The 12,344-nt window shown below is 54.9% G+C and carries 11 protein-coding genes; 7 read left to right on the forward strand and 4 right to left on the reverse strand.

The window, feature by feature from the left end; all coding sequences use genetic code 11:
• Nucleotides 1-393: 393 nt before the first annotated feature.
• Nucleotides 394-828 (forward strand): DUF4124 domain-containing protein, encoded by a 435-nt coding sequence (locus HMPREF2959_RS03065; RefSeq protein ID WP_002220842.1) that lies wholly within the window; start codon nucleotides 394-396, stop codon nucleotides 826-828.
• 48 nt (nucleotides 829-876) lie between these two features.
• Here the strand turns inward: HMPREF2959_RS03065 and HMPREF2959_RS03070 are convergent, their stop codons facing one another.
• Both HMPREF2959_RS03070 and HMPREF2959_RS03075 read right to left on the reverse strand, forming a co-directional pair.
• Complete coding sequence (locus tag HMPREF2959_RS03070; protein WP_002222345.1) at nucleotides 877-2,220, reverse strand: aldehyde dehydrogenase family protein; 1,344 nt, start codon at nucleotides 2,218-2,220, stop codon at nucleotides 877-879.
• Nucleotides 2,221-2,224: 4 nt separating this feature from the next.
• The gene (locus HMPREF2959_RS03075; RefSeq protein ID WP_002222344.1) at nucleotides 2,225-2,878 is read right to left on the reverse strand and encodes a MarC family protein; all 654 of its coding nucleotides are present in this window, start codon (nucleotides 2,876-2,878) and stop codon (nucleotides 2,225-2,227) included.
• Nucleotides 2,879-3,028: 150 nt separating this feature from the next.
• Between HMPREF2959_RS03075 and gatC the strand changes: the two genes are divergently transcribed.
• The 5 genes from gatC (at nucleotide 3,029) to HMPREF2959_RS03100 (ending at nucleotide 8,331) form a co-directional block, all read left to right on the forward strand.
• Nucleotides 3,029-3,319, forward strand: coding sequence for an Asp-tRNA(Asn)/Glu-tRNA(Gln) amidotransferase subunit GatC (gene gatC, locus HMPREF2959_RS03080; protein ID WP_002243599.1), 291 nt, complete (start codon nucleotides 3,029-3,031; stop codon nucleotides 3,317-3,319).
• A 62-nt stretch (nucleotides 3,320-3,381) separates the two neighbouring features.
• Nucleotides 3,382-4,827, forward strand: a complete 1,446-nt coding sequence (gene gatA, locus HMPREF2959_RS03085; protein WP_002225150.1) for an Asp-tRNA(Asn)/Glu-tRNA(Gln) amidotransferase subunit GatA — start codon at nucleotides 3,382-3,384, stop codon at nucleotides 4,825-4,827.
• Nucleotides 4,824-5,756: a VirK/YbjX family protein gene (locus HMPREF2959_RS03090; protein WP_002226294.1), complete on the forward strand. Its 933-nt coding sequence runs from the start codon at nucleotides 4,824-4,826 to the stop codon at nucleotides 5,754-5,756. The genes gatA and HMPREF2959_RS03090 overlap by 4 nt, the downstream gene beginning before the upstream one ends.
• 42 nt (nucleotides 5,757-5,798) lie before the next feature.
• Nucleotides 5,799-7,229, forward strand: coding sequence for an Asp-tRNA(Asn)/Glu-tRNA(Gln) amidotransferase subunit GatB (gatB, locus tag HMPREF2959_RS03095; RefSeq protein ID WP_002243600.1), 1,431 nt, complete (start codon nucleotides 5,799-5,801; stop codon nucleotides 7,227-7,229).
• A gap of 91 nt (nucleotides 7,230-7,320) precedes the next feature.
• Complete coding sequence (locus tag HMPREF2959_RS03100) at nucleotides 7,321-8,331, forward strand: 2Fe-2S iron-sulfur cluster-binding protein (RefSeq protein WP_002220837.1); 1,011 nt, start codon at nucleotides 7,321-7,323, stop codon at nucleotides 8,329-8,331.
• Between the two features lie 128 nt (nucleotides 8,332-8,459).
• Here HMPREF2959_RS03100 and pdxH read toward each other — a convergent pair whose 3' ends face one another.
• Complete coding sequence (pdxH, locus tag HMPREF2959_RS03105; protein WP_002213231.1) at nucleotides 8,460-9,092, reverse strand: pyridoxamine 5'-phosphate oxidase; 633 nt, start codon at nucleotides 9,090-9,092, stop codon at nucleotides 8,460-8,462.
• Between the two features lie 230 nt (nucleotides 9,093-9,322).
• Between pdxH and HMPREF2959_RS03110 the strand changes: the two genes are divergently transcribed.
• A complete protein-coding gene (locus HMPREF2959_RS03110) occupies nucleotides 9,323-10,372 on the forward strand; it encodes a pseudouridine synthase (RefSeq protein WP_002243601.1) in 1,050 nt (349 codons plus the stop codon).
• A gap of 68 nt (nucleotides 10,373-10,440) precedes the next feature.
• On the opposite strand, the gene HMPREF2959_RS03115 is transcribed toward HMPREF2959_RS03110, so the two are convergent.
• On the reverse strand, nucleotides 10,441-11,982 hold the full coding sequence (locus HMPREF2959_RS03115; RefSeq protein WP_002235890.1) for an L-lactate MFS transporter: 1,542 nt from the start codon (nucleotides 11,980-11,982) through the stop codon (nucleotides 10,441-10,443).
• Nucleotides 11,983-12,344: the final 362 nt, after the last annotated feature.

The raw sequence follows: 12,344 nt of genomic DNA on the forward strand, positions 1-12,344 counted from the left end.
GACTGGATTCCCGCTTTCGCGGGAATGACGGCGGCGGGTTGCTGTTTTTTGTTTATAAATTTCTGTAACTTTGAATTTCAGCCATCTTCAATAAATTATAGTGGATTAACAAAAATCAGTACGGCGTTGCCTCGCCTTAGCTCAAAGAGAACGATTCTCTAAGGTGCTGAAGCACCAAGTGAGTCGGTTCCGTACCATCTGTACTTTCTGCGGCTTCGTCGCCTTGTCCTGATTTTTGTTAATCCACTATATTTTTGGGAATCTGTTTTACCCCAATATATAAAGCACCATATTAAGGCGGAGTTTCTTCCCCACTTTGAACCGAACCCGGAAAAGACACCGCCCAAGCCAATCCTGATGCTGCCCCGGCAGCCAACCATCAAGGAAACCCTAATGAACTTTGCTTTATCCGTCATCACATTTACCCTCGCCTCTTTCCTGCCCGTCCCGCCCGCCGAAGCCGCCGTCTTTACTTGGAAGGACGGCGGCGGCAACAGCTATTCGGATGTGCCGAAACAGCTTCATCCCGACCAGAGCCAAATCCTCAACCTGCGGACGCGCCAAACCAAACCGGCGGTCAAACCCGCCCAAGCCGACGCAGGGAAGCGCACAGACGGCGCGGCACAGGAAAACAATCCCGACACTGCCGAGAAAAACCGGCAGCTTGAGGAAGAAAAGAAAAGAATTGCCGAAACCGAACGGCAGAACAAAGAAGAAAACTGCCGGATTTCAAAAATGAACCTGAAAGCGGTGGGAAATTCAAATGCAAAAAACAAGGATGATTTGATTCGGAAATACAATAACGCCGTAAACAAATACTGCCGTTAATCGGCTCTAGCGCAAACCCCATGCCGTCTGAAACGGCACGGGGTTTGTTTATTTCTGCCAGTAGGTTTTGACGTTGACGAACTCGTACAGCCCGAATTCGGACAATTCGCGCCCGTAACCGGAATCTTTGACTCCGCCGAAAGGCAGGCGCAAATCGCTGCTGGTATGGCGGTTGATAAACACCGATCCCGCCTGTATTTTTTCGGCAAACCGCCAAGCGCGTTCGGTATCGGCGGTATAAATGCAGGCACCTAGCCCGAACGGGGAATCATTGGCAAGGGCGATGGCATGTTCTTCGTTTTCGGCGCGCAAAATCAGGGCGGCCGGCCCGAATACTTCTTCTCTCCAGACGCGGCAGGCAGGATTTACCCTGTCTAAAACCGTCGCGGGATAAAACCAGCCTCGCCCTTGTGGGATTTTTCCGCCGGTCAGGCATACCGCGCCGTTTGAAACGGCATCTTCAACCTGCCCGTGAACCCTGTCCCGCAAATCTTCGCGGTGCAGCGGTGCAAGCGTAGTATCGGGATGTTTGGGGTCGCCCATTTTCAATTTGGCGCATTCGGCAAGAAACAGCGTGATAAAACGATCGGCTGCGGCTTCGGTTACGATGATGCGTTTGGCGGCGTTGCACGATTGCCCCGCATCGCGGAAACGGGAATAACAGGCTTCTGCGGCGGCGCGTTCCAAATCGGCATCGGGCATCACGATAAAGGCGTTGCTGCCGCCGAGTTCCAAGACGGTTTTCTTGAGGTTTGCGCCCGCATGTGCCGCAAGGATGCGCCCCGTATGCGTCGAGCCGGTAAACGCCATCGCATCGGTATCTTCAACCGCCTTGAGCGTGCCCGCCTCATCCAGCCACACGCCTGCCAGAGGAATGCCGTCTGAAGCCAAATCGAACAGTGCCTGACTGACGCGTGCCACGCTGGGCGCGGGTTTGACGGCGCACGCGTTGCCCGCGCACATAGCGGGAACGGCGAAACGCAATACCTGCCAGACGGGATAGTTCCAAGGCATGACGGCAAACACCACGCCCAAAGGCTCGAAGCGCACCTGACTCAAACTCGCCTGCGTCGCGATGGTTTTGTGGGCAAGCAGTTCGGGGGCAAGGCGGGCGTAATAGCGTATCAGTTCGATAGACTTGCCGATTTCCGCACGGCATTCGTGCAAGCAGCGTCCGACTTCCTCACACACCATTTCCGCAAAACGCTCTTTCTCCGCCTCCAAACGGTCGGCAAATTTTTGCAGGCGCGCGGCACGTTCGGTTACGCCCAGTTGCGCGAACGCCCCGCCGCGCATTTTCAAATCCGCCAGCCGCCGTTCAAACTCCGCATAATCTTGAGCTGGACGGCGGTAAAGCGTTTCGCCCGTAAATACATTGACACTGTGAAACATCGAATCAACCTGCCAGTTGCGGGAATATCGTTTTCAGTCCCGACACAATAATCTCCACCGATACCGCCGCCAGCATCATACCCATAATGCGGTTTAAAATCGTCAGCCCCGTCGCGCCCAGCAGGCGGCTGACCTTCCCGGCAACGATTAAAATGGCATAACAAATCGCACTGACCACCAAACCGGCCGCGATAATCAACGCGATGTCGCCGTATGTTTTAGCCGCCGAAGCGTAAATAATCACGGTCGAAATACCGCCCGGGCCGATGGTGATCGGTATGGCGATGGGCACGACGGCAATCGCTCCGGCATTGCGGGCGGGGCGCGCCTGCCCCGTTTCCGGCTGCGCGCCGAGATTCTGCTTGGCGGGATTGTCGTTGCCGTTCATCATAGAAATGGCAATCAGCAACACCAAAATTCCGCCGCCGACCTGAAACGAACCGACGCTGATGCCCAAAACCTTCAGCAGCGTACCGCCGATCAGCGCAAATACCGCAATCACGGCAAACACGGCAACGGCGGCCGTCCGCGCGACCTTCCTGCGCTCCTTCGTGCTGTGCCCGTTGGTCAGGTCAAGGTAAAGCGACAACGCGCTAAACGGATTGATCAGCACCAAAAAAGCCACAATCAGCTTGCCGATTTCCATGCCCAATCCCATTATTTCCCCCTCCTTCAAACCCGTGCGGCAGGCATCCGATGCTGCAAATTGCCGCCGCAACGGATTTTTCCGTTATAATTAAAAATTCAAGCAATACGCCCCATCATACCCGAACGACGGTATCTTTACCATCAGACAAGGATGCTTTTCATGGCACTGACACTTGCCGACGTAGACAAAATCGCCCGACTCTCCCGACTGCACCTGACTGCGGCAGAAAAAGAAAAATCGCTTCAAGAATTAAACGACATTTTCACTATGGTCGAACAGATGCAAACCATTAACACAGACGGCATCGAACCGATGGCGCACCCGCACGAGGCCGCCCTGCGCCTGCGCGAAGACGAAGTAACCGAAACCGACCGCGCCGCCGAATATCAGGCGGGTGCTCCGGAAGTACGCAACCGTCTGTACATCGTACCGCAAGTTATCGAAGAATAATCCGAATATGCTTCAGACGGCATCAGCAATACCGCCCGAAGCCCTTTAAGGATGGAAGATTTATGACCCAATACACATTGAAACAGGCAAGCGTCCTGTTGCAGTCCAAACAGATTTCCGCCGTCGAACTGGCAAGCGCATACCTTGCCGCCATCGCCGAAAAAAATCCCGCCCTCAACGGCTATATCACCATCGACCAAGATAAAACCCTTGCAGAAGCCCGTGCCGCCGACGAACGTATCGCGCAGGGCAACGCCTCCGCGCTTACCGGCGTACCCGTCGCCTACAAGGATATTTTCTGCCAAACCGGCTGGCGCAGCGCGTGCGCTTCCAAAATGCTCGACAACTTCATCTCCCCCTACACCGCCACCGTCGTCCAAAACCTGCTCGACGAAGGTATGGTAACGCTCGGCCGCACCAATATGGATGAGTTCGCTATGGGTTCGACCAATGAAAACTCATTCTACGGTGCAGCCAAAAACCCATGGAATCTTGAGCACGTCCCCGGCGGTTCGTCAGGCGGTTCCGCCGCCGTCGTTGCCGCGCGCCTCGCCCCTGCCGCGCTCGGTTCGGACACCGGCGGCTCTATCCGCCAACCCGCATCGCACTGCGGCATTACCGGCATCAAACCCACATACGGCACGGTTTCCCGCTTCGGTATGGTCGCCTACGCCTCCAGCTTCGATCAAACCGGCCCGATGGCGCAAACTGCCGAAGACTGCGCGATTCTGTTAAACGCGATGGCAGGTTTCGACCCCAAAGACTCCACCAGCCTCGAGCGCGAAAAAGAAGACTACACCCGCGATTTGAACCAACCGCTCAAAGGTTTGAAAATCGGCCTGCCCAAAGAATATTTCGGCGAAGGCAACAGCGCCGATGTTCTGACGGCATTGCAAAACACCATTGATTTGCTGAAAGCCCAAGGCGCGGAATTGATTGAAGTTTCCCTGCCGCAAACCAAGCTGTCCATCCCCGCCTACTACGTCCTCGCCTCCGCAGAAGCCAGCACCAACCTTTCACGTTACGACGGCGTACGTTACGGACACCGTGCCGCCCAATTCGCCGATTTGGAAGAAATGTACGGCAAAACCCGCGCCGAAGGTTTCGGCAGCGAAGTCAAACGCCGCATCATGATCGGCACTTATGTACTGTCGCACGGCTACTACGATGCCTACTATCTCAAAGCCCAAAAACTGCGCCGCCTCGTTGCCGATGATTTTCAGACGGCATTTGCACGGTGCGACCTCATCCTCGCGCCGACCGCACCCACTGCAGCCCCAAAAATCGGAGCGGATGCTTCGCCGGTTGAAACCTACTTGAGCGATATCTACACCATCGCCGTCAACCTCGCCGGACTGCCCGCATTGACCCTGCCCGCAGGCTTCAGCGGCGGCGGACTGCCCGTCGGCGTTCAGCTTGTCGGCAACTACTTCGCCGAAGCCAAAATCCTCGGTGCGGCGCATCAAATCCAACTCAACAGCGATTGGCACGGCAAACGACCCGAATGAAGCAGAACCGCACCTTTACCTTCCCCGATTTTCGCACCGTTTACAGCTATGCGCCTTTATATCGGCTGCAACATTTAAAATACACATTGCGAAAATTTTTCGGAAAAAAAGAAATTTACGCCTTCGAGCAGTTTGTCAACGCCTCCCCTATCCGTCAGGGGCTGTTCCTCCACTGCCCGCAAAATGCCTATCCGCTGCTGCGCGAATTTGTTGACAGGCGTTTTAACTGCAAACGCCGTTTAGATGCGATGACGGCAGATTTTCTCATGGCGGAAAAACTGTTCGGCACAGACATCCTGCACCAAATGGAAGACTACCGCTTCCATTTGGTCTTGGCGCACCTTTCAGACGGCATCAGCTTGTGGCTCAACCGCAACGACAACTGCGTCGAAGAAGGCGCGTGGTCTTTATCTTTGCGCGACGAAGCAGGCAACCGGCTGTATATGGCGACTTTCGCCTTTGTCGGCACACACCTGCTGACAGCCTCCGTACAAGGGCCTGCGGGTGAAGAAGCCAAAGACACTGTCCGCCGCATAACCAAACAACTTCACGGCTTGCGTCCCCAACAACTGATGGTAACCGCCCTGCAATATTTCGCCGCCGTACTCGGCTTGGACGGCGCAATGGGCATTGCACAAAAACATCAGGTCAAACTGCGCTGGAAACTTAAAAAGCGTGTCAAAATGAATTACGACGCATTCTGGCAGGAATACGGCGCAAGTTTGGAACGGGACGGCTACTGGCATCTCCCCCAAACCCCCGCCCGCAAAGACCTTGCCGACATCGAAAGCAAAAAACGCTCGATGTACCGCAAGCGTTATGAAATGCTGGACAACATGGTTGCAGAGATGAAGGACGGTCTGAAAACAGAAGCACGCGGCATTTCAGACGGCATCCAAACGGAAAAACCGCTCCGCCGGACAGCCTGACGCGAAGACTATCGAATTGATATTTTAGAGAAAGAAGCTCTTATGACCTGGGAAACCGTAATCGGCTTGGAAATCCACGTCCAATTGAACACCAAATCCAAAATCTTCAGCGGCGCATCGACCGCATTCGGCGCAGAACCCAACGCGCACGCCGGCGTGGTGGAATGTGCTTTGCCGGGCGTACTGCCGGTAATGAACCGTGAAGTCGTTGAAAAAGCCATCAAATTAGGCTTGGCTTTGGATGCGAAAATCAACCGGAAAAACGTGTTCGACCGTAAAAACTACTTCTATCCCGACTTACCAAAAGGCTATCAAATCAGCCAGTTGGACTTACCGATTGTCGAACACGGCAAATTGGAAATCGTAGTCGGCGACGATGTGAAAACCATCAACGTAACCCGCGCCCATATGGAAGAAGACGCGGGCAAGTCCGTACATGAAGGCTTGAACGGCGCGACCGGTATCGACCTGAACCGCGCCGGCACGCCTTTATTGGAAGTGGTGTCCGAACCCGAAATGCGCTCCGCCGCCGAAGCCGTTGCCTACGCCAAAGCCTTACACAGCTTAGTAACCTGGCTGGACATTTGCGACGGCAATATGGCGGAAGGTTCATTCCGCGTCGACGCAAACGTATCCGTGCGTCCGAAAGGTCAAGCAGAGTTCGGCACGCGCCGCGAGATTAAAAACCTCAATTCCTTCCGCTTTTTGGAGCAGGCAATTAATTACGAAGTGGAAGCGCAAATCGAGATTTTGGAAGACGGCGGCAAAGTACAGCAGGCAACCATGCTGTTCGACCCTGAAAAAGGTGAAACCCGCGTGATGCGCTTGAAAGAAGACGCGCACGACTACCGCTACTTCCCCGACCCTGATTTGCTGCCCGTCATCATTTCAGACGCCCAAATGCAAAAAGCCAAAGCAGAAATGCCCGAGCTGCCGAAAGAAATGGCAGCGCGTTTCGTGGCGGATTACGGCGTGTCCGAATACGACGCGCGCCTGCTCACCGCAAGCCGCGCACAGGCCGCCTATTTTGAAGAAGCCGCCAAAGAGAGCGGACAAGGCAAGCCGACTGCCAACTGGATGAACGGCGAACTCGCCGCCACGCTGAACAAAGCCGGCCTGGAACTTGCCGACAGCCCGATTACCGCCCCGCGCCTCGCCGCGCTGGTAGGCAAAATCGCCGACGGCACATTAAGCGGCAAACTGGCGAAAAAAGCCTTTGAAGCCATGTGGGCAGAACCCGAAGCCACCATTGCCGAAATCATCGAAAAACACGGTTTGCAACAGATGACCGATACCGGCGCGGTTGAAGCGATGGTGGACGAAGTGCTAGCAAACAACGCCAAAGCCGTGGAACAGTTTAAATCCGGCAACGAAAAAGCCCTGAATGCGATTGTGGGACAAGTGATGAAAGCCAGCAAAGGCAAAGCCAACCCCGCGCAAGTTCAAGAACTGATTAAAGCCAAACTTGCCTGATAAGCAAGATGCCGTCTGAAACCCAGATCCGACGTTCAGACGGCGTTTTCACAGTCTGTCCACATTAAAACAGCATAAAAAACAATATTCCATGAACCACACCGTTACCCTGCCCGACCAAACCACCTTTGCCGCCGGCGACGGTGAAACCGTTTTGGCCGCTGCCGCCCGTCAAAACCTCAATCTGCCCCATTCCTGCAAAAGCGGTGTCTGCGGGCAATGCAAAGCCGAACTGGTCAGCGGCGATATTCAAATAGGCGGACACTCGGAACAGGCTTTATCCGAAGCAGAAAAAGCGCAAGGCAAGATTTTGATGTGCTGCACCACTGCGCAAAGCGACATCAGCCTCAACATCCCCGGCTACAAAGCCGATGCCCTACCCGTCCGCACCCTGCCCGCACGCATCGAAAGTATGGTTTTCAAACACGATGTCGCCCTCTTGAAACTTGCCCTGCCCAAAGCCCCGCCGTTTGCCTTCTATGCTGGGCAATACATCGATTTACTGCTGCCGGGCAACGTCAGCCGCAGCTACTCCATCGCCAATTCGCCCGACCAAGAAGGCATTTTGGAACTACACATCCGCAGGCGCGAAAACGGTGTCTGCTCGGAAATGATTTTCGGCAGCGAACCCAAAGTCAAAGAAAAAGGCATCGTCCGCGTTAAAGGCCCGCTCGGTTCGTTTACCCTGCAGGAAGACAGCGGCAAACCCGTCATCCTGCTGGCAACCGGCACAGGCTACGCCCCCATCCGCAGCATCCTGCTCGACCTTATCCGCCAAGACAGCGGCCGCGCCGTCCATTTCTACTGGGGCGCGCGTCATCAAGATGATTTGTATGCCCTCGAAGAAGCACAAGGGTTGGCATGCCGTCTGAAAAACGCCTGCTTCACCCCCGTATTGTCCCGCCCCGGAGAGGGCTGGCAGGGAAGAAAAGGGCACGTACAAGACATCGCGGCACAAGACCACCCCGACCTGTCGGAATACGAAGTATTTGCCTGCGGCTCTCCGGCCATGACCGAACAAGCAAAAAATCTGTTTGTGCAACAGCATAAGCTGCCGGAAAACTTGTTTTTCTCCGACGCATTCACGCCGTCCGCATCATAATTCCCCGGTATAAAAAAGATTCAGGCTTTCCGTTCGGAACACAAAAAACTTCCCGTCCGTATTTTCCCCATAAAAAATGCCGTCTGAAACCCAATTCCGGCTTTCAGACGGCATATGTTTTTTCCTGTTCAAGGCGACAGCCGCTCGCGTATCCAGCCACCATCCAGCAAACGGTATTGGATGCGGTCGTGCAGCCTGCTCGGCCTGCCCTGCCAGAACTCAAGCAAATCGGGAATCACAATATAGCCGCCCCAATGCGGCGGACGCGGCACATGCAGAGGATGTTTGAGTCCGACCGCCGCCGCCTTTGCCACCAATACCGCCTTGTTCGGAATCACCTCGCTCTGCGCGCTTGCCCACGCACCCAAACGGCTCTGATACGGGCGGCTCTCAAAATATTCGTCCGACAACTTCTCCGACAGCCTTTCAACACGCCCTTCCACGCGCACCTGACGCTCCAGCTCCGGCCAAAAAAACGTCATCGCCGCAAATGGATGAGCATCCAGCGAACGTCCCTTACGGCTGTGATAATTCGTAAAGAAAACAAAACCTTCAGAATTAACTTCCTTCAGCAGCACCATACGGCTGTTGGGTCTGCCGCGTCCGTCGACCGCCGCCACATTAACCGCCGTCGGCTCGTTGACCTGTGCGCGTACCGCCTCGTCCAACCACCGCTCGAACTGCTCGATCGGATTGTCGGCGCAATCGCCTTCCGACAATTCCCGTTTACTGTAATCTTCCCGAATATTGTGCAAATCCATTTACCGCTCCTCTTGTCATTTGAAAGATTCTACCCCCGCACGCAAACCGATTTCAACCGTTGCACAAACTTTGCCTCGCTTCTCCAAACCTCAGGACACAACGATTTCATCCGCAAAACCGCCGCATAAGGTACAATATCGAACCGTCCGACCGAGGGCGGCATTTTATCAACCCGTCCTGCCGCACACGCCGCAGAAGAACCGCCTTATCAGGCGAGTTAGGAAAAATGATGTCCAAACAGCCCACCAGCAAACGCCAATGGCGCGACGGCGTAGCCCCGTCTGCCAAGAAAACCGCCAAACCTTTCAAAAGCAAAGCCCGTCCCAAAGACGAAACGGGCAAAACCGCATCCCAACCTTACGGACAAAAAGCTTCAGACGGCATCAAACCTCAAAACCTCCCCAAACAGCGCGCCGCCAAAGCCAAAAAACTCGTCGTCCGCAATCCCAACCAAAAAATTATGGAACACGCGCGCGATTTAAAAGAACGCCGCAGCGACCTATCGCGCATGGAACCCGAACGCCTGCAAAAAGTGCTTGCCGCGTCCGGCGTCGGCTCGCGCCGCGAAATGGAAGAATGGATCAACAACGGCTGGGTAACGGTCAACGGCAAAACCGCGCAACTGGGCGACAAAGTCACCCCCGACGACCACGTTACCGTCAAAGGCAGCATCATCAAACTCAAATGGGCCGACCGCCTGCCGCGCATCATCCTATATTACAAACAAGAAGGCGAAATCGTTTCCCGCGACGACCCGCAAGGCCGCGTCAGCATATTCGACCGCCTGCCGCAGGCCGCCAGCAGCCGCTGGGTCGCCATCGGACGCTTGGACATCAACACCAGCGGACTTCTGATTCTCACCACCTCCGGCGAACTCGTCCAACGTTTCGCCCACCCCAGCTTCGAAGTCGAACGCGAATACGCCGTGCGCGTACTGGGCGGGCTGACCGGCGAACAAATGCGCGTCCTCACCGAAGAAGGCGTGATGCTCGAAGACGGCTTGGCAAAAGTCGAACGCATCCGCGAACAAGGCGGCGAAGGCGCGAACAAATGGTACAACGTCGTGATTAAAGAAGGCCGCAACCGCGAAGTGCGCCGCATTTTTGAAAGCCAAGGACTCACCGTCAGCCGCCTCGTGCGCGTCGGCTTCGGTCCCATCGGACTGCCCAACCGCCTCAAACGCGGGCAGTTCTACGAACTCAACCCCGCCGAAGTCGCCAACATCATCAAATGGGCGGACATGCTGCTGCCGGGCGAACGCCGCCGCAAAAAAGCCTAAACCCGCCAAAACACAAAAATGCCGTCTGAAACATCTACTGTTTCAGACGGCATTTTGTTCGGGCGTTTTCAGGAGAAAAGGTCGAGTGCTTTGACAAAGATCATCACCACGCCGTAGGCGAGCGGTATGACGGCCAATGCCCAACGCCACCAGACCGATATGCCGCCGCCGGAAACTTTTTCGCCCACAAGGTAAGCGTCGGATATGGCGGTTTCGTCATCGGGGTTGCCGCTGTGTGCGGCGGTTTTGATGTCTTTTTCGTGGTGTTTTTCGTGTACGGATTTGACGGCGAGGTTGCACAACAAACCGATAATCAGCAGGCACGCCATGATGTACATGGTTACGCTGTATGCCTGTGCCGCCGGTATGCCGCTGTCGATTTGGCTTTGGCGTATGTAATTGACCAGTACCGGGCCGATGACGGCGGCGGTTGACCAGGCCAGCAGGATGCGCCCGTGAATCGCGCCGACCTGATAGGTGCCGAACAGGTCTTTCAGGTAGGCGGGAATGGCGGCAAATCCGCCGCCGTACATGGAAATAATCACGCAAAAGCCGATGATGAACAGGGCTTTGCTGCCGCCCTCGCCGATGGAGGGAACGGCGAAATACAGCAGCGAACCGAGTACGAAGAAAATGGTGTAGGTGTTTTTGCGTCCGATTTTGTCGGAAACGCTCGACCATAAAAAGCGTCCGCCCATGTTAAACAGGCTCAGGAGGCTGACGAAGCCTGCCGCCGCACCTGCGCCGACTGACGCCTGCCTGCCTACGGAGGTTTCGGAAAAGAGTTCCTGAATCATCACGGATGCCTGACCCAATACGCCAATGCCGGCGGTTACGTTCAGGCACAATACCCAGAACAACAGCCAAAATTGCGGCGTTTTCATGGCTTGTGACACGTTGACATGATTGCTGCTGACCAGCTTGTTTTGCGTTTTCGGCGCGGTATAGCCTTCAGGTTTCCAGCCGTCGGCAGGTACGCGGATGGTAAACGCGCCGAACATCATCAGTGCGAGGTAAAGCAGGCCCAATACGGCGAAGGTTTCAACAACCCCGACTGAAGCGGCGTTTGAAAAGGCGTTCATCAGTGATACGGAAAGCGGAGAGGCCAGCATTGCGCCGCCGCCGAAACCCATAATCGCCAAACCGGTCGCCATACCCGGCTTGTCGGGAAACCATTTCATCAGTGTGGAAACCGGCCCGATGTAGCCTAAGCCTAAGCCTACGCCACCGATGACGCCGTTGCCCAAATAAAGCAGGAAGAGGTTGTGCGTACTCACGCCGAATGCGGATACGAAGAAGCCCAGGCTGAAACAGCAGGCGGCGGCAAATATGGCTTTGCGCGGCCCTACCCGTTCCATCCATGTGCCGAACAGGGCGGCCGACGCGCCCAGCATCGCGAGTGCGATACTGAAAATCCAACCTACGGTCGTCAGCTTCCAATCTCCGGCCGCCGATTCGGTTATGCCGATAAGTTTGGTCAGTGGCGCGTTGAATACGGAATAGGCGTAAATCTGCCCGATGGCAAGGTGTACCGCCAATGCTGCGGGCGGTACGAGCCAACGGTTGAAACCCGGCTTGGCAATGCTTGCCTCACGGTCTAAAAACTTCATAACATCCTCTTTCTGTCAGTTGAAAAATAAAATTTCATTTGCTCAATGGAAACTTATTGAAAACTATAAAAAAATATCGGATCGGTTTTTTATCCGCCCCAAGATGCCCCGTCTGAAACATTTCGGGTGTACGGAAAGGTTTCTGTTTTTTCCGACAAATTCCTGCGGCTTTTCGCTTCCGGATTCCCGCTTTTGCGGGAATGACGAATTAAAGATTATCTTAAGGTCAAGGGACTGGATTCCCGCTTTCGCGGGAATGACGGCGGCGGGTTGCTGTTTTTTGTTTATAAATTTCTGTAACTTTGGATTTCAGCCATCTTCAATAAATTATCGAAACGTATCAATCGTCATTCCCGCGCAGG

It is taken from the genome of Neisseria sp. HMSC070F02 (assembly GCF_001814225.1).
In the GTDB taxonomy this organism is placed as follows: Bacteria; Pseudomonadota; Gammaproteobacteria; order Burkholderiales; family Neisseriaceae; genus Neisseria; species Neisseria meningitidis.